Genomic DNA, 17,665 nt, shown 5'->3' with positions numbered 1-17,665 from the left:
GATTCATGTTCTATACCTATACACCCGAGTTTCGAACGGACGCACGCTCCTTGCGTAATCATCTTCATAATTTCCGATAATCACCTCAATGGAGTCAGCGTTCGAAGGGAGCGGAGCACGGAACGGAATGTCGTTGGCCGAGAAATTATTGATGCAAAGGAGTTCGGTCCCATCGCGCGAGCGCTTGAAGGCATAGACCCAATCACTATTCGTATCGACATCCGCATAAGAGCCGTGAACGATGACGGGATTCGACTTCCGCAATGCGATAAGCTTTCGATAATAATTCAAGACCGACAGAACATCGTCTTCCTGTTTTTCGACGTTGATGGCGGCATAGTTCGGATTGACGGCAATCCATGGCTTCGCCCCGGTGAAGCCCCCGTTAGGTTTGCCCGTCCACTGCATTGGCGTGCGGGCGTTATCGCGGCTCTTGCGATGGATGCGTTCCATGAGCGTGGCATCGCTCACACCAGCAGCTCGCTCCTTTTGATACATATTGAGGGTTTCGACACATCGGTAGTCGCCAATCGAGGCAAAGGCGACGTTCGTCATGCCGATTTCTTCCCCTTGGTATACGAAAGGCGTGCCCTGGAGGAGATGGATGCATGTTGCGAGCATCTTGGCAGACTCGCTGTGGTATTTCGCGTCATCGCCGAAGCGGGATACAGCTCTCGGCTGATCATGATTGTTGAGATAGAGGGTGTTCCATCCTTTCCCGGCGAGGCCTCTTTGCCAGGCAGACATAATCTTCCGGAAATGGGGAACCGTCCACCATTCCGGTCCCCACTTTCCACCAGTGCCAGGATCGGCTTCGATATGCTCCCACTGGATTACCATATCCATAACCCCAGCCTTGCTGTCGATCAGATCGAGCGCCTGCAAGGGGGTGGCGCCTGGGGCTTCGCCAATCGTGACCAGCGCAGGATCGGACAGCAACACATCGTGGAATTCGCGAAGATATTCCATCATCCGCGGACCATTCATGTAATACTGCGTTGCAGGCTGTCGGCTTCGCGTTGAATCAACCACCGGGGCGTCCGGGAAGTCTGGGGCTTTGGAAATCGTCGTAATTGTGTCGAGACGAAATCCATCGACGCCCTTATCTATCCAAAACTGAACCACATTGAACAGCTCACGCCTGACCTCGGGATTCTCCCAGTTAAGATCCGGCTGCTTGCGGCTATATAGGTGGAGATAGTATTGACCCGAAGCTTCATCGAACTCCCAGGTGGAGCCGCTAAATACCGATTCCCAATTTGAGGGCTCGCCGTTACCTTTGGCATCTCTCCAAATATAGTAATCTCGATAAGGATTGTCCCGCGACGACCTCGACTCTATGAACCAAGAATGCTCATCGGAGGAATGGTTGAGAACGAGGTCGACAATGACTTTCAGCTCGGCAGCTTTTGCTAAGCTCATGAGCTCATCGAAGTCCGCCATCGTTCCGAACTCGGTCATGATCTGACGATAGTCACTGACGTCATACCCCATGTCGTCATTCGGAGAAGAGCAGATCGGGCCGAGCCAGATTGCATCGACGCCCAGCGACTTGATGTAAGGCAGCTTCTGAATAATGCCCCTCAGATCACCTACGCCGTCACCGTTCGTGTCAAGGAAGCTTCTGGGGTATATCTGGTAAATGACCGCGGATTTCCACCAAGGGGTTTGCTGCTCGTTTGCTTGGACAGAGTTCATTTCGCTCTCGTATCTGTAATCGATTTCAAATCAGACGGGATCTCGGGGAGGGGGATTTCGCGTCACGCCGCCCCGAGGAACTGCCTGAGTTCCGGGGTCTGCGGGTTTACAAAGATTTCTTCCGGCGGGCCTATTTCATGCACCTTGCCTTGGTGCATGAAGGCTACGCGATTGCAGACCTCGCGAGCGAATCTCATTTCATGGGTGACCATCGCTAAAGTCATACCCGTTTTCGCGAGGCCCTTAACAACGGCCAGAACCTCCGAAACAAGTTCCGGATCAAGCGCCGATGTGATCTCGTCACAGAGCAAGGCCACGGGATGCATGGCAAGCGCTCGAGCTATGGCGACGCGCTGCTGCTGGCCGCCGGACAGTTCACCAGGCATGGCTTCGAATTTTTCCGCAAGTCCTACCTTCGCAAGCATTTGGCGAGCAATGGCTTCGGCTTCCGAGGCACGTGTGCCACGAACTACCTTCTGCGCCAGCATGACGTTTCGCCCTGCCGACAAATGGGGGAAGAGATTGAACTGCTGGAAGATCATGCCCACCTTCAGCCTCAGTTTTCGCAACTGCGCTTCATTGTAGTCCAGGTATTCGCCGGCAACTTCCACTGTTCCGTCGGAGATTGTCTCAAGGCCGTTGATACACCGGAGGAACGTACTCTTTCCTGAACCACTCTTGCCGATAATGGCCACAACCTCGCCCGCCTCAATATCGAGGTTGATCCCCTTAAGGACCTCGAGATGGCCATAGCTTTTTCTCAGTTCACGCACTGCGATTATTGGCATTGAGCTTCTCCTCAATCAGCTTGCTCGCCGCCGACAATGGCCAGCAAAGCGCGAAATAGATCAGGGCGACGTAGCCGTAGACGGTGAAAGGCATGAAGGTGGAATTGACGATGACGTTTCCTGCTTGGGCCAACTCCACAAACCCTATGATTGAGGTTAACGCCGTTGCCTTGATGATTTGCACGAGAAAGCCGACCGTAGGAGCGATCGCAACTCTTGTGGCCTGAGGGACGATGACATAGCGCATCTGCTGTAGGCGTCCCATGCCAAGGCTTGCAGACGCTTCCCACTGTCCCTTCGCAATTGATTCAACGCAGCCCCGCCAAATCTCCGCAAGGAAAGCGGCACCCCAACAAATAAGCGCGATACTGGCCGCGGCCCAAGCGGGGAGCTTTAGTCCCACCAAGGCGAGTCCGAAGAAGAACAGGAACAACTGCATCAGGAGAGGCGTGCCTTGGAAGAATTCGATATAGCCCCATGCCAGCTTCCTATAAAATCTGTTTTCGGAGATTCTTGCGAAAAGAAGAACCACTCCCAGGATTCCGCCTCCGAACAGACACACAAGAAATAGTAATGCAGTCCACCGCGTTCCCAAAAGAAGGTTACGAAATATCTCCCAGTTGGTATATTCGATCATGGCGTACTTCCCTTCGAAAAGAAGAACACGGGTACGAGTGCAAGCAATCTTCGAAGCGCCACCGCGAGGAGCAGATATGCGAGCGTTGAAAAGAGATATGTTTCGAACGAGCGGAAATTCCTGGTTTCAATAAAGGACGTCGCGTAACTGAGATCCTGTACGGAAATGAGCGACACTACGGCCGATCCCAGCATCGAAATGACGATTTGCGAGGACAGCGCCGGCCAAACGCGCTGAAGTGCTGGCACAAGCAGGATATAGAAGAAGGTTTCGTTCTTCGACATGCCAAGGCTTACGCCAGCCTCGACCTGGCCCCTCGGCGTCGCATTCAATCCAGCGCGAATGATCTCGGTGCAATAGGCCGCAACATAGAGGATCATTGCCAGGTAGGCAGCCGTTGGTGCCTCCATCTCCACTCCAAGCTGCGGCAGCCCGAAGTATAGGAAGAAGAGTTGGATCATGAACGGTGTGTTGCGGATAGATTCTATGTAGAGTTTTACGGCAGGCCGAAAGACTCTCGGTCCCCACGTAAGAACCCACGCTAGAAGGATACCCAAAAGCATCCCAAACGCTGAACTGACGACCGCCAGCTCCAGCGTGACGAAGATGCATTTGGCGAGCAAACCGGCGTATTCGCCTATCCAGCTGAAACTAAACATCTTGTTCCTCGCTTGGCCAATAGCGAAAGCTATTGGCCAGTTGCTCAGTTGCGAAGATCTTGCGGCAAATCCGCGTGCATCCACTTTTGCGAGATCGCGTTAAGGCTTCCGTCAGCTTTGGCCGACTTGATGATCTTGTTGACGGCCTCGAGCAGCGCCGGTTCGCCTTTTTTTAGGCCGATAAAGCAAGGCGACTTGTTGATTACGAACTTAACCTCCATCTTCTTCCTTTGGTCCGTCTCCATGAGAGACGCGGCAACGACGTTGCCCGTGGCTATAGCTTGCACCTGCCCAGCAAAATATGCGCTATAGGCAGCGGCGCTGCCGTCGTAGCGGCGAATGTCAGCGTCTGCAGGGGCGATCTTCGATAGTTCAAGGTCCTCGATCGTGCCTTTGGTAACGCCGACTTTGATTTGGGAAAGTTCCTCGGCCTTCGTCACTTTAAGGTCCGGTGGACCAAAAACCCCATTGAAGAAAGGCGCATAGGCGTCGGTGAAGTCGATCACCTTTTCACGCTCCGGGTTCTTGCCCAGGCTCGAGATGACGAGCGCGACCCTGCCCGACTCGATGAAGGGAACCCGGTTCGAGCCCGCAACCGGAACAAGTTCCACGGTTACTCCGAGCCTCTTGCCGATCAATTCGGCCATTTCGACATCGTAACCCACACGCGTGCCGTCCGGGCCTACCATGCCGAAGGGCGGTACATCTTGCGGGACGCCGATCTGTATCACGCCCTCCTTCTTGATGTCATCGAGGACATCAGCCTTGGCGGCCAAGGCCGAGAGAGCAACGGCAGTCGTCATCGCAATGCCGGTAAGAATTCTTTTGACGTTCATTTTATTCCCCTTTTGTTTTGTTGGTCCCCATGACCGAACATTCGTTTCGCTATGCCGCTTTCCCAGGCGGCTCGAAATTGGCTATGAATTGAAGGAGCGCTTGGGCGCACCCCTCGAGATCTTCGACAGAGACTGACTCGGCAGGGTTGTGGCTGATACCGCCAGCGCATCGAACGAAGATCATGCCGATATCGGAGACTTTGCTCATCCAAATACCGTCGTGCCCCGCTCCGCTTGGCAAAACCGGGCAAGCTCCCTGAACTCGGTCAATTGCTTCAACGATCTGATTTTGCAGCCACTCCGAGCATGGAGTGGTCTGACGCTGCGCGAGGGTGAATTTTGGTTGGACCTTCCGATGCGCGCAGATTTCCGCAACGCATTCGCGGATCAGTACGACGGTGTTCCGGCGCACTTCGTCATCGAGCGACCGGATATCTACGGCGAAGGACGTTTTTCCAGGAATGACGTTGCTGGAGCCCGGCTCGACGTCGACATACCCAACCGTTGCCACTGCCCCGGTTTTTGCAGCGATCGTCTCAATACCCAAGATGCATTCCGATGCAGCGACCAGCGCGTCTCGACGCCCTTGCATTGGAACTGTACCTGCATGTCCTGCTTCGCCGCGCAGGACGATCTCCAACTTGCTGGCGCCGACTATTCCTGAGACGCATCCGAGACCATGACCGAGCCGTTCCAGGACCGGGCCTTGCTCGATATGCAATTCGACATACGCCAGGATTTCGTCAGGACGCCTCACAGCGGTCTGCATGCGATCCGCGTCGAGACCGGAGGCGGTAAGCGCCTGTAATGCCAAGACGCCGTTTTCATCTGCGCGAAGCAGTTCGGCAGCGTCGAAACTGCCGGCGACCACCCGACTGCCGACGATGCTCGTCCCGAATCTGACGCCCTCTTCATCGCAAAATCCAATGACCTCGATCGCGAACGGAAAACGAGCACCCCGGCGGTTCAGTTGATCGACGCATTCAATAGCCGCGACGACCCCGAGCATACCGTCATAACGGCCAGCGTCCCGAACAGTATCGAGATGCGATCCCAAGACCAGTGCGGGGAGACTGCCTCGATGACCTTCATAGCGGCCAATGATATTGGCGCCGGCATCCTGCCAGACAGTCATCCCTGCGTCCTGCATCCAGTCCCGCACTAATGCATTCGCTGCGGCGAGTTCAGGAGAAAGAGGGAAGCGTGCTAACGCTCCCTTCTCTGCCGAAAATTGCTCTAGCAACTGCAGTCTGCTTTCGATTCTGCTTCCGCAAGCCAGCGAGTTATCGGAACTATCATGCATGCGCGACCACCGCTCGAGTAACTGGTTGGATTTCAACTTCAAGGGAGGACCGCGGTGATGATGACCTCAACCTGGTCGCCATCGGGCATGATCGACTGAACGAACGAGCGAACCGGACCGCAACCTTCGGGCATCCATTCGCGCCAGATGGCATCGAATTCGGGTTTGCGATCATGGTTGGTGACAACCACTTCAGCTTTCACAATTCTTGAACGGTCGGTCCCGCCTTCAACCAGCCGCTTGTCGACCTCTGCCAAGATGTCGTGCGTCTGGCCAGGCAGATCCTTGGACGTGTCCGGCGGGCCGGCGACGCACCAAACAAAGCCGCCGCCACCCGGAAGCTTGTAGATAGTGAGGCGTGATTTTCCGTTTTCAATGGGATGCCGAACGATGTCATTACCTGCCAACTCAAATTTCCTCTTCTTTCTTTAGAAAGATCGCCTATAGCTCAACAAACTACATGCATGACGGCGCATTAAGACCTAGCTATACTTTGTTTAACCTCCGATATATCACTGTAATACGCCGAATATACACTAATGACTTCATATCTATCCTTGTCTGACGTCATTGAAATCGATTACAAGAGTTAGTCATTTCTCTCTAATAGTCAAGCGGATTCGCGCCGCTGCCATCCGTGACTGGAAGCGAAAATTATGCCATTGATATTTATACGTAATTTTTTCTGCCTGGAGCGACGGGCAGTCGAGCTATGCAGCGCCTATTGCTGCCAGCCGCTCAAGGCCTTCGCCAAGAACCCGGTCTGGACCGCCGATCCGGTCCACGCGCCCTATGCGCGCGCCTCGGAAAAACTGCGCCCGAACGGCTATGCCGGCCCGCTCGGCTACGCCTCGGCGGCAACCATGGCCGACTACGTTCTGGTCGACATGTATGCCGCCGCCCCGTCGTGATGACCTTACCAGTGCTTTTCACCTTCACCGATTTCCAGCTGATCTACGTGCTGACCAAGGGCGGCCCCGTCAACGCCACGCATCTGATGGCGACGCTGTCGTTCCAGCGCGGCATTCCCGGCGGCCAGCTCGGCGAGGGTGCGGCGATCGCCGTCGCCATGGTGCCCTTCCTGCTCGGCGCGATCATGTTCAGCTTCTTCGGCCTGCAGCGGCGCAAATGGCAGCAGGGCGGCCAGGATTAGGAGAATGACGATGTCGACACATTCAAACACAGCCGATCGGGCCAACACCGCAGATCAGGTCGTGACCGACAATGCCGAAGGCATGAGCTATCTGAACCGCCTGCCGCGGCGGATCGTGATGCTGTATCTGCCGATGGCGGTTTTCGTCTTCGTGCTGCTCTTCCCGTTTTACTGGATGGCGATCACCGCGGTGAAACCCAACGAGCAGCTGACCGACTATACAAATTACAGCCCGTTCTGGGTGGTCGGACCGACGATTGCGCACATCAAATACCTGTTCCTCGAGACATCCTATCCGGGCTGGCTGTGGAACACGATGCTGGTCGCGGTCTGCTCCACCTTCCTCTCGCTGGTGGCGTCGGTCCTCGGCGCCTATGCGATCGAGCGCGTCCGCTTTACCGGCTCACGCTCCGTCGGCCTGGTGATCTTCCTCGCCTATCTCGTGCCGCCTTCGATCCTCTTCATCCCGCTTGCCTTCATCGTCTTCAAGCTCGGGATTTACGATTCCCGGCTGGCGCTGATCTTCACCTATCCGACCTTCCTCATTCCCTTCTGCACCTGGCTGCTGATGGGTTACTTCCGCTCGATCCCCTTCGAACTGGAAGAAAGCGCCCTGGTGGATGGCGCCAACCGGTGGCAGATTTTGACCAAGATCATCCTGCCGCTGGCCGTGCCGGGGCTGATCTCAGCCGGCATCTTCGCCTTCACGCTATCCTGGAACGAATTCATCTATGCCCTTACTTTCATTCAGTCATCGGAGAATAAAACCATTCCCGTCGGCGTGCTGACCGAACTGGTGCGCGGCGATGTCTTCGAATGGGGGGCGCTGATGGCGGGCGCGCTGTTCGGCTCGCTGCCGGTGGTCATCCTCTACTCGTTCTTCGTGGATTATTACGTGTCCTCGATGACCGGGGCGGTGAAGGAGTAACGGCCGCAAATGGCATGCCGAACTCCATGCGGCGGCCACAACGTCGAGCATGGGCCTTCCTGCGACACGTGGTATAGTTCAATTTCGATCGTCTGTCCGGACGACACGATAGAGGAATTATTCCATGGGAGACCAGAAACGCCCGCTGCAGCCTGGAGAAGCGGCGCCCGGATTCGCACTGGCCTCGGCCAACTTCGACGGAACGGTTTCTTTCGGCGACTTGAGCGGCCGCCCGTTCCTGATCGGCTTCTTTCGCGGGCTGCACTGCCCGTTCTGCCGGCGTCAGCTGGAACAGCTTGCCGGCGTCGAGCCGACGCTGCGCGCCGCCGGGGTGGAGATCGTGGCCGTTATCAATACGCCGGTCGAACGTGCCCGCCTGTATTTCCGCCACCGGCCGACGCCGATAACGCTTCTATGCGACCCCGACTGCCGCACGCATCGCGCCTACGGCGTGCCGCATGCCGAGTTCCTGCCCGAAGGCAGCCGCGAGCAGCCCGAATGGCCCTACAGCGCAACGATGGCACAGTTCCAGGCGGTACGCATCAACCCCACCGGCGAACTGCCGGAGCCGCTGCACCCGATGGAAGCCAACACGATACTCAACGCCAAGGACGGCTTCGAACTTGCCGAAGCCGATCATGCGATCTTTGCGAACCACGGGACCCAACTCGTCGGACACTTCCTGGTCAATGCGAAGGGCATCATCGGCTGGGCACAAATAGAGGGGCTCATCGAACCGAACAGCCTCTCCGTCTTCCCGACCGCGGCGGAGATCATCGCCGCCGCCGGCAGCCTTGACCGCTGACATGCAGCGAACGGTCGGCCGGCCTTGCATGTCGTTATCCGGGAACCGCCGCACCGGCAACATGCATTTGCCGATCACGACCGCTCCACCAGCAGACCTGCCGCCAAGGCCTGAAAAGCCTCGACGGCCTTCGGCAGCACGCTTTGCGGATTTTCGCTGGCGGCAATCCAGAGAGCCGCATTGAGCGCCGCGCCGCTCAGCAACCGGGCCGTCGCCTCGGCGTCAAGCGGCTTGAGGATGCCTTGGGCGATCAGGCGCTGCACGGCGCTTTTCGTGACCTGGAGGCAATTGTCCTGGCTCGGCCATTGCGAGGGATCACCCAATACCGCAGGCCCATCGAGCAGAACGATGCGCTGGACTTCCGGATTGAGCGCCATCTCGATATAGGCCGCACCCTCGGCGAGCAGGCCCTGCCAGTCGCTGCCCGCCCGAGCCCCGATCTCTTTGGCGCGCGCCGCCATCTCCGTGTCGATCTGCTCGACAACCGCCGCCAGGAGCCCGCGCTTGTCGCCGAAGTTGTGGTAGAGCGCGCCCCGTGTGAGACCGGCGTCCGCCGTCAGCTCGTCCATCGAGGCTGCGGCGTAACCCTTCTCGGCAAACGCTTTTCGCGCAGCGGCTATCAACTTGAGGCGGTTTTCCTGCATCGATTCGCTGCGTCTCGTCGCCATTCAACTCTCTCCAATTCACATACGCGGCGTATATTTATTTGACATACGCCGCGCATGCCAGATATTACACATACGTACCGTATACCAAATCTCGCATGGACGTGTGAAGGGTATCGGTCGCCGTCACCAACAAAGAGAGATCAGAATGACCCAACGCGAAGCAATCTTTCCTGCCGACAGGCACGCTCTCTACGAAGAGCACGGCTATTCCGCCGCCATCCGATCGGGCGATCTGCTGTTTGTGTCCGGACAGGTCGGAAGCCGTTCGGACGGAACACCCGAACCCGATTTCGAAAGCCAGGTAAGGCTGGCCTTTGAGAATCTGAAGGCGACGCTCAGCGCAGCCGGCTGCACGCTGGATGATATCGTCGATGTCACCAGCTTCCACACCGACCCTGAAAACCAGTTCGCAACCATCATGGCCGTCAAGCAAGAGGTTTTCAGCAAGCCGCCCTATCCGAATTGGACGGCGCTCGGCGTCAACTGGCTCGCCGGCTTCGATTTCGAGATAAAGGTCATCGCCCGTATTCCGGCAGGCAACTGATATTCAAAGCCCCCGCTGCGGGAGCAGCCTCTGCGCCAGGCTTGCGATCAAGCCTGACACGCAACCTTCAGCAAGTTGCCGTTCTCGCCCGGAACTTGCCGACATCGCCAGCCGCTCCTATCTCATATCCACCGGACTGACGGAGCAGCGAGATGACGGAACTTGTAGCTGACACTCAATTCGAGACGACAATCGAGATCATTCCTCCGGAAGACACAAAGGAACGGCCGGACAGTCGTGCGTGCCTTTGTTGCCGGCGCCGGCGCCAATGGATGGACGATGACGGCTGCGGCATCTGCGAGGAATGTCTGGCCCCGTGACGAACGCGGAAAGGGCACAATGCGATGGCAATCCGCAGCGCCGGACTTCTCATCTATCGGCGTGCGTCCAAGGACCTCGAAATCCTTCTCGTTCATCCGGGCGGTCCCTTCTGGGCTCGGAAGGACGAGGCTGCCTGGTCGATCCCGAAGGGATTGGTCGAACCGGAAGAGGATGAACTGGCGGCGGCAATTAGGGAGACCGGCGAAGAGCTCGGCGTCACGGTCGACGGCATGTTCACGCCGCTTGGCGAATACCGGCAACCCGGCGGCAAGATCGTCGTCGTCTGGTCGGTCGAAGCCGATCCGATATTGGACGTCGATACGATACCAAGCTCTGAATTCCAAATGGAGTGGCCGCCGAAATCGGGCCAGGTCAAGAGCTTTCCGGAGGTTGATCGCGCCGCTTGGTTTTCCCCTGCCGAGGCAGAGACAAAGCTGTTGAAAGGGCAGCGACCGATGCTTGCCGAGCTCCTGATGCGCCAGACATGATGGGACAAAATGTTTGACTACGCCCCCAGTTTCGCTGCACGCATGCATGAAATGCGCGGCAGCCATGCGTTGCTTCTGAAGAATCCCTCCCTATCTGACAGTCAAAGCCACCTCTCTCAAATCGAGAAAATCGGCGCTGCGACCCGCCTTGGGCACGCGCGAGGAGACGATCATGAATGGCATTTCGAAAACTCTGAACGACATGACGCTTGTCGAGCGATCGAGCCTGCTCGATACCGTCGCCAATGCCCTTGAGGCAACCGCGGAGGAGGCCGAAGATGCGGGCGACGCCCGCTTTGTCGCCAACTCCATCTGCATCGCCAATACGATCCGAGGACTATCCGGGGAGCTGGCGCCACGCGATCTGCGGGCGGCCGAGCTGCTCCTCGAACAGGGTATCATGCTCGTCCACCAATTTTCCACCAGGGTGAAACCCGGTGGAGAGGTTCACTAGCGCCATGCACATAACGGGCCGGCAGAGCCGGCCCGTCGGTAATCACTGCTGCTCGATCGGCGCCGGCACCGCAGCCGGTGCAGCCGGCCGTCCAAGCCGGTCGGCGACCAGCATCGACAGCATCATTTCGACAAGGCCATTGGCGGCGCCCTTTTCGCCGCCGGCGCCGCCGACCTGGATCTGCGGCACGAGCGGCAGTCTCCCGTTTTCGATTGCCTCGGCAAAACGCATCAGCACCTGCGAATGGAGCTGATAATCCGGGCCACCGAAGGCCGCCACTTTTTTCTCGGTGGCTTCGGCTTCCGCCAGACCGACGGCGCGCACCTTCTGGGCGTCGGCCAAACCGGTCGCCTTGATGCGCTCGGCATCGGCAAGTGCGATCGACTTGATCCTGTCGGCCTCACCCAGGCCGGCGAGGCGCACCTTTTCCGCTTCGGCCTTGGCGGTCACCTGAATGGTTTCCGCCTGCTGGCGGGTGCGGGCGAGCTGCGCCTTGCCTTCGTTCTCGCTGATCTCGATGGTGAGCGCCGATGTCGTGATCTTCGCCTGCTGTTCGGCGAGCGCTTCCTTTTCGCGCAATGTGCGCTCCTGGATCGCCGCCGCCTCCTGCAATTTGTAGGTCTCGACCTTTTCGACGGCGATCTGACGCTCGCGCAGCTGGATCAAGATCTGCTCGATGCTGTTCTGGCCGTTGCTGGCCCGCGGCGTGCCGATCAGCACTTCCTGCAGTTCGAGGCTGTAGGAGTTGAACTTCTCGCGCATTTCATCGCCGGATTTGCGCTGGATTTCGCTGCGCTCCTGCAGCAGTTCGATCAGGGTCTTGGTCTGGGCGATATTCTTGAAATAGGCCGAGATCATCGGATCGAGCGTCTGCTCGACCAGCCGTTTGATATCGCCGAAACGCTGCACGACGAGCGGCGCCTTCATATAGTCGATATGAACGACGACCGAGAGCGGCAGCACCGGTTCGAACGCATCCTTGGTGATCAGCGACACTTCGGAAAGATTCTCGTCCAGCCTGTGTTCGCCGAACTGTTCCTTCGTCCATTTGAGCACGAAGTTGGTGGTCGGCACGATGATGATATTGCCGGCATAGGTGTTGAACGCATATTTGCCCGGCAGCAGCGGCGTCGACCAGACACCGCGTGCCCCCGTCTCGACCAGCTCGCCGTGGCGATAGGACTGGCCTGAGATATCGGCGCTTCGCCGGCCGGTATAGGAGACGACGACACCCACTGTGCCGACCTCGATGATCGTCTTCTCCACAAGTTCGACGGTCGCAAAGATCCGGTTGAGGAAATAACTGCCGTCGGCAAGCACCTGCAATTGCCGGCCGCGATAACCGCCGGCATTGAGAAACTTCTCCGGGTCCTGGAAATTATTGTGGAAGTTCGGATCCTTCGGATTGTTGGCAACGGTCGGCGCGATGATTTCGCCATCCGGCAGCGCCGGACCGTCATGGATGGTGACGACGCCGATCAGGTCCTCGGCGTCATGAATGACGACGGGCTCGAAGCCATTACGCTCGGTGATCAAGGTCGACATGTCGGCAAACAGTCTTTGTTCGGATGCGTTCAGGTTGACGGAGTGAGTCGATTGGGCGGTCAGCACGATGAACTGCGCCAGATTGATGGCATAGGTACCTTCGCGCAGGATCTTGCGCTGCGGCCCCTTCTGGCCGCCCTTCGTCAGAAAACCGCGCACATCCTGAAAATCATCGGCGTCGACATTCGAGGCAAGCGTCTGGGTTGGCGGCAACGGCTCGCCGTCGCGGGCGAAGACATAGCCGATCTGGCCCTGCGGAATGGTCACGAGATTGGCGCGGTGCATCGAATACTGGAACGGCATGAAGAAATGCAGGCCGCCGCGCACGACTTCCGGCTGGAAGCCGGCCTCGCCATAGAGCGCAATGAAGCCAGTGTCGACGGAGCCGCGAAAACTCCACAGCTTTTCGAGAATGCCGAGCCTGTCGTTCGGGATATAGCGGATCACGCCGCTCCACCGGAACAGGGCTGCCAGCACGATGAGCGTAACGGCGATTTCGATCGCCTTCCATCCCATCGGGCTCAGATATTGTAAGGTTTCCATCTTTTCTCTCGTATGGGCGCACGGGTTCGTTCCACCCGATAGCCGCCCGGTTGGTGCTGGTTGATAAGACGGGGAGATGGCGCGCCTGTTCGTTCGACGCACCTAATTGTGTATCGAACGTTTGGGCTGCTCATTGTCTGGAAAAAACGACGCGCGTCCCGAGTCCCCGATGAGGGGCGGCGTGGTCGTGAGTGATCTTACATCGGTGTCGCCTTGATAGACATGACGATGAAGGACGTAAGAATTACGCCTTAAGGTTTAAAGATGCTTGATGCAGAAATCAGGCAAGCACTTTCAACGATTTCGATATTTCGAGCATTCAATTCTACTGATGCACGGCATTTCAGCTTATTCGTTTCGGTGACGGACTTTTCGCACAGCGGTCACGACATTCGTCGGCACAGAGAAGTCCCGCTCGCCGTCGCACTATGTCGGCGGCTCGGATCCGCTCAAGGCAGTAATCATCATCCAGTTGAACAAGATGTGGAGATAATTTGCTCATCGGCATGGTGGCACGCGGTCAGCAGGCCCGGAGCCGGCGTCCTCGCCATCAACATTGGTTCCTGTTCTGCGCAAATCGATGTGGCCTTCCAGCAGCGGGTCCGGAAGCGGCATCCGCTGGGCGGGTTGACCGGGCTCGGAAGCTCGCCCTGCAGCACGATGCGTTTGCGCTTCCCGCGAAGCCTTGGATCCGGTGTCGGCACCGCGGAAAGCAAGGCCTGGGTGTAAGGATGAGCCGGCGCGCTGAAAATGGAATGCTTCGGCCCGGTCTCTATGATCTTGCCAAGATACATGACCATGACGCGGTCTGATATATGGCGCACCACGGCGAGATCATGCGCGACGAAAAGCATCGTCAGATTGCGTTCGCGCTTCAGCTTGGCTAGTAGGTTGATGACCTGCGCCTGGACGGAAACGTCGAGGGCCGAAACCGGTTCATCGCAGACGAGGAGCGTCGGATTGAGCGCAAGAGCGCGAGCAATACCGAGACGCTGCCGCTGGCCACCTGAAAATTCGGAAGGGTAGCGGTCCGCATGTTCGCCACGCAGACCGACGGATTCCAGCAGCTTGACTGTCTCTTCCCGCCAGCGTGCCTTCGGCATGACACCACGGTGCAGCGCCCAGGGCTCCGAGATCAGCCGGTCGACCCGCATGCGGGGATTGAGCGACTGGTAGGGATCCTGGAACACGACCTGCATCCTGCGGCGCAACGCGTGCAAGTGCCGGCCGCTGCTCGTGGTGATATCGACGCCGTCAAGCAAAGCGCTGCCACCGGTTGCCGGTCCGAGCTTCAGCAACGTGCGCACCAGCGAGGTCTTGCCGCAGCCGCTCTCGCCGACGAGGCCCAACGTCTCCCCCGCTGCAATCTCGAAGCTGACATCATCGACGGCGCGCACCGGAGCCGATGCGCCGCCGAAATGCCGGGAGAGATTTTGGACTTTAAGAAGCGGTTCGGTCATGTTGGCGATACCGGAAAGTGGCAGGCGACCTGACGGTCCGCTCCCACGGTTTCAAGGTGAGGGACAACCTCGCAACAGAGTTTCTCTGCGCGCGGACAGCGTGTCCTGAATGCACAGCCGGACGGGAGGGCGACAGGATTGGGCGCGGAGCCGGGGATCGGCACCAGTTCCTCCTCGTCCATATCCATACGCGGCTGCGAGGCAAGCAATCCGACGCTGTATGGATGCCTGGCGCTCTCGAAGAGTTCGAAGACGCTTGCGGTCTCGACGATGCGGCCGGCATACATGACCGCCACCCGGTCCGCGAGTTCTGCTACGACCCCCAAATCGTGGGTGATGAAAATCATGCCGGCACCGCTGCGTTTGCGAATGGCGTCCAGAAGATCGGCCACTTGCGCCTGAATCGTCACGTCGAGAGCCGTCGTCGGCTCGTCGGCAATGATGACGTCCGGTTCGAGCGCCACGGCCATTGCGATCATGATGCGCTGACGCATGCCGCCGGAAAACTCGTGCGGATATTGCCGCGCCCGGCGTTCGGCGTCAGGAATGCCGATGGCAGTCAGGAGATCGATTACGGCTTTTTCCACGCCGCCTTCCGGGGTGCGGCCATGGATGCGAAACATTTCGGCGATTTGCCACCCAACGGGGTAAACCGGATTAAGTGCCGCAAGCGCATCCTGGAAGATCAGGGCGATCCGGTCGCCGCAAACATCGCGTCGCTCCTGCCGCGGGAGCTGTAAAAGCTCGGAGCCATCGAAGCAGATCGACCCATGGTCGATCGCCCCCGGAGGATTGGGAACGAGATCCATGATGGCCGAGGCTGTCACCGATTTTCCGCAGCCGCTCTCACCCAGAAGCGCCAGAACCTCGCCGCGGTTAAGCGAAAAGGAGACGCCGTTGAGGGCGAGGATGCGCCCGGCCGCCGTGTCGAAACTGACTCGCAGGTCCTTGACCTCAAGAAGTGCCATCAACGCCTCCTGCTCACAAGCCGCCAGTGCTGCGACGGGTCGTTGACGATCCGGAACCAGTTGGCGAGCAGGTTGAACGACATGGTGGTGAACATGACGGCCAGACCGGGGAAAAAGCCGAGCCACCAGGCTGACGACAGGTATCCCTGGCCCTGGGCTACCATCAGTCCCCAACTGACCGCAGGCGGCTGGATGCCGAGGCCAAGATAGCTCAGGCCGGATTCAAAAAGCATAACCATGGCGAGATTGACGGAGGCGAGTGTCAGCATGGTGGGAGCGACGCTCGGCAGGATATGATTGCGCAGGATCCACGCCGGTCCGGCCCCGAAGACGAGCGCGGCGTCGACGAAAAGCCGTTCCCGGACCTCCAGCGTTTCAGCTCTTGCGACACGGACATAAGCCGGCATGCGGGTGACGGCCAGCACGATCACTAGATTGCTGACGCTTGGGCCGAACAAATAGAGGCCGAAGAGCGCCACCAGAAGGGTTGGGAAGCCGAGGATGACGTCGCAGATCCGCATGATGATGTTGCCGACAATGCCGCCGAAATAACCCGCAATCACACCAAGCAGCGTCCCGCCGATCAGGCTCGTCAACACGGTCGTGAGGGCGATCCCAATCGTCGTCGAAGCAGCCTCGATGAGACGGATAACGAGCGGCCGTCCGAGCGCGTCAGCCCCCAACCACAAAGTCCAGGACTGGCCGAAGTCGAAGGGCGGCAGGTTGCGCGCCTTAAGCGAGATGCGGTTTTCGCCCAGGAGCTCCAGGCTATCGGTGAGGATGGCAAACATGACGATCAGTAGCCAGATCGTTGAAGCCATCGCCATCGGGTCACCCGCGAGCGCGCGCGCGAGCCACAGGATACGGCGGCTACGGCGCTCGCGGACCGGGAGGAGTTCGGCGGACGCCTCGGTCATTCGACCCTCACGCGCGGATCGATCGAGGCATAGAGCATGTCGACCAGGATGTTGATGAAGAAGATGACGACAGCGACCGCGAAGATCGATGCCTGGACGACGGCGAAGTCGCGCTTGAGGATGCCGTCAATCAGAAGCTTGCCGATCCCCGGAAACCCGAAGACCACCTCAACGACGCCGCCGCCGCCGGCAAACTGAGCGGCAAGGTCGCCGGTAACGGTGACCGCGGGCAGGAGAGCGTTTCGGAGCGCATGCACGAAGGTAACTCGTCCGTCGCGCGCGCCCTTGGCCCGTGCGGTCCGCACGAAGGTCGCGTTCAGCGCTTCGATCATCGAGCCACGGATAATCTGCACCAGGGTCCCGAAAGGCCTGGCAAAAAGACAGGCGATCGGCAGTACCCAGTAGATCGGGCCGCCGAAGCCCGATGTCGGCAAGAGACGGAAGGTGACCGCGAATAAAAGCACGCCCATCAGGCCGAGCCAGAAATCCGGCACGCTGGCGGCGGCCTGCGACAGCAGGTTGACGCCACGATCGATCCAGCCGCCGGCATTCAAGGCGGCGAGGGATCCGATGACGACAGCGGCGCCGAAGGCCAGGGTCAATGCAATGGCGCCGAGCGCCAGCGTGTTGGGCAGCGCTTCCAATACCACATCCATGGCCGGCCGGTTGTGCCAGAGCGACACCCCGAAATCGAGTCTGACGATGTCCCAGGCCCAATCAAGGAATTGTGCCGGAAGCGAACCGTCGAGGCCGAGACGGACGCGCATGGCTTCGCGCGCCGCATCCGAGGCATCGACCGGCAGGTAGAGATCGACAGGATCCCCCGTCAGCCGCACCAGGAAAAAGGCGGATGTCATCAGCGCTGCAAGCGCAAGCGCCGCGAAGCCCGCTCGTTTCAGGAAGTATATGAAGGACATCCGCTCTCCTCAGGCGACGTTCAGGCCGTCAGG

18 protein-coding genes and 2 pseudogenes are annotated in these 17,665 nt (G+C 58.6%); 7 read left to right on the top strand and 13 right to left on the bottom strand.

The window, feature by feature from the left end; translation table 11 throughout:
* Positions 1-3: 3 nt before the first annotated feature.
* The 7 genes from AMK05_RS29195 to AMK05_RS29165 form a co-directional block, all read right to left on the bottom strand.
* Positions 4-1,698 carry an alpha-glucosidase gene (locus AMK05_RS29195; RefSeq protein ID WP_064843510.1) on the bottom strand — a complete coding sequence of 565 codons (1,695 nt, stop codon included), beginning with the start codon at positions 1,696-1,698 and terminating at the stop codon, positions 4-6.
* Positions 1,699-1,760: 62 nt separating this feature from the next.
* Positions 1,761-2,486, bottom strand: a complete 726-nt coding sequence (locus AMK05_RS29190) for an amino acid ABC transporter ATP-binding protein (protein WP_064843509.1) — start codon at positions 2,484-2,486, stop codon at positions 1,761-1,763.
* On the bottom strand, positions 2,464-3,123 hold the full coding sequence (locus tag AMK05_RS29185; protein ID WP_064843507.1) for an amino acid ABC transporter permease: 660 nt from the start codon (positions 3,121-3,123) through the stop codon (positions 2,464-2,466). Before AMK05_RS29185 ends, AMK05_RS29190 begins: the two co-directional genes overlap by 23 nt.
* A complete protein-coding gene (locus AMK05_RS29180) occupies positions 3,120-3,782 on the bottom strand; it encodes an amino acid ABC transporter permease (RefSeq protein WP_064843505.1) in 663 nt (220 codons plus the stop codon). Before AMK05_RS29180 ends, AMK05_RS29185 begins: the two co-directional genes overlap by 4 nt.
* Before the next feature lie 44 nt (positions 3,783-3,826).
* Positions 3,827-4,618: a transporter substrate-binding domain-containing protein gene (locus tag AMK05_RS29175; protein WP_064843502.1), complete on the bottom strand. Its 792-nt coding sequence runs from the start codon at positions 4,616-4,618 to the stop codon at positions 3,827-3,829.
* Between the two features lie 49 nt (positions 4,619-4,667).
* Entirely contained in the window at positions 4,668-5,921 is a 1,254-nt protein-coding gene (locus AMK05_RS29170; protein WP_064843501.1) for an allantoate amidohydrolase, read from the bottom strand.
* A 38-nt stretch (positions 5,922-5,959) separates the two neighbouring features.
* Positions 5,960-6,328, bottom strand: a complete 369-nt coding sequence (locus tag AMK05_RS29165) for a Rid family hydrolase (protein WP_064843500.1) — start codon at positions 6,326-6,328, stop codon at positions 5,960-5,962.
* Between the two features lie 309 nt (positions 6,329-6,637).
* On the opposite strand from AMK05_RS29165, the pseudogene AMK05_RS29160 reads away from it, so the two are divergent.
* From AMK05_RS29160 to AMK05_RS29145, 4 genes and pseudogenes are all read left to right on the top strand, one after another.
* Positions 6,638-6,823, top strand: a pseudogene (locus tag AMK05_RS29160) (ABC transporter substrate-binding protein); the annotation flags it as partial.
* A 2-nt stretch (positions 6,824-6,825) separates the two neighbouring features.
* Positions 6,826-7,074 (top strand): annotated as a pseudogene (locus AMK05_RS29155) (sugar ABC transporter permease); the annotation flags it as partial.
* 10 nt (positions 7,075-7,084) lie between these two features.
* On the top strand, positions 7,085-8,002 hold the full coding sequence (locus tag AMK05_RS29150; protein WP_064843493.1) for a carbohydrate ABC transporter permease: 918 nt from the start codon (positions 7,085-7,087) through the stop codon (positions 8,000-8,002).
* A 124-nt stretch (positions 8,003-8,126) separates the two neighbouring features.
* Positions 8,127-8,807, top strand: a complete 681-nt coding sequence (locus tag AMK05_RS29145; protein ID WP_064843492.1) for a redoxin domain-containing protein — start codon at positions 8,127-8,129, stop codon at positions 8,805-8,807.
* Positions 8,808-8,881: 74 nt separating this feature from the next.
* On the opposite strand, the gene AMK05_RS29140 is transcribed toward AMK05_RS29145, so the two are convergent.
* Positions 8,882-9,475 carry a TetR/AcrR family transcriptional regulator gene (locus AMK05_RS29140; protein ID WP_064843491.1) on the bottom strand — a complete coding sequence of 198 codons (594 nt, stop codon included), beginning with the start codon at positions 9,473-9,475 and terminating at the stop codon, positions 8,882-8,884.
* 145 nt (positions 9,476-9,620) lie between these two features.
* Here AMK05_RS29140 and AMK05_RS29135 point away from each other — a divergent pair, with 145 nt between their 5' ends.
* The 3 genes from AMK05_RS29135 (at position 9,621) to AMK05_RS29125 (ending at position 11,282) form a co-directional block, all read left to right on the top strand.
* Positions 9,621-10,019: a RidA family protein gene (locus tag AMK05_RS29135; RefSeq protein ID WP_064843490.1), complete on the top strand. Its 399-nt coding sequence runs from the start codon at positions 9,621-9,623 to the stop codon at positions 10,017-10,019.
* Between the two features lie 344 nt (positions 10,020-10,363).
* Positions 10,364-10,828 (top strand): NUDIX domain-containing protein, encoded by a 465-nt coding sequence (locus tag AMK05_RS29130; RefSeq protein WP_064843489.1) that lies wholly within the window; start codon positions 10,364-10,366, stop codon positions 10,826-10,828.
* A gap of 172 nt (positions 10,829-11,000) precedes the next feature.
* On the top strand, positions 11,001-11,282 hold the full coding sequence (locus AMK05_RS29125) for a hypothetical protein (RefSeq protein ID WP_064843842.1): 282 nt from the start codon (positions 11,001-11,003) through the stop codon (positions 11,280-11,282).
* A gap of 42 nt (positions 11,283-11,324) precedes the next feature.
* Here AMK05_RS29125 and AMK05_RS29120 read toward each other — a convergent pair whose 3' ends face one another.
* The 5 genes from AMK05_RS29120 to AMK05_RS29100 form a co-directional block, all read right to left on the bottom strand.
* Complete coding sequence (locus AMK05_RS29120) at positions 11,325-13,370, bottom strand: SPFH domain-containing protein (protein ID WP_064843487.1); 2,046 nt, start codon at positions 13,368-13,370, stop codon at positions 11,325-11,327.
* A gap of 464 nt (positions 13,371-13,834) precedes the next feature.
* The gene (locus AMK05_RS29115; RefSeq protein ID WP_064843483.1) at positions 13,835-14,830 is read right to left on the bottom strand and encodes an ABC transporter ATP-binding protein; all 996 of its coding nucleotides are present in this window, start codon (positions 14,828-14,830) and stop codon (positions 13,835-13,837) included.
* Positions 14,827-15,798 carry an ABC transporter ATP-binding protein gene (locus tag AMK05_RS29110; protein ID WP_064843481.1) on the bottom strand — a complete coding sequence of 324 codons (972 nt, stop codon included), beginning with the start codon at positions 15,796-15,798 and terminating at the stop codon, positions 14,827-14,829. The genes AMK05_RS29115 and AMK05_RS29110 overlap by 4 nt, the downstream gene beginning before the upstream one ends.
* Positions 15,798-16,715, bottom strand: a complete 918-nt coding sequence (locus AMK05_RS29105) for an ABC transporter permease (protein WP_064843479.1) — start codon at positions 16,713-16,715, stop codon at positions 15,798-15,800. Before AMK05_RS29105 ends, AMK05_RS29110 begins: the two co-directional genes overlap by 1 nt.
* Positions 16,712-17,632 carry an ABC transporter permease gene (locus tag AMK05_RS29100; RefSeq protein ID WP_064843475.1) on the bottom strand — a complete coding sequence of 307 codons (921 nt, stop codon included), beginning with the start codon at positions 17,630-17,632 and terminating at the stop codon, positions 16,712-16,714. Before AMK05_RS29100 ends, AMK05_RS29105 begins: the two co-directional genes overlap by 4 nt.
* Positions 17,633-17,665: the final 33 nt, after the last annotated feature.

The sequence above is a fragment of the Rhizobium sp. N324 genome, assembly GCF_001664485.1.
Lineage (GTDB): Bacteria > Pseudomonadota > Alphaproteobacteria > Rhizobiales > Rhizobiaceae > Rhizobium.
This window is presented reverse-complemented; position numbering and strand designations above follow the sequence as displayed.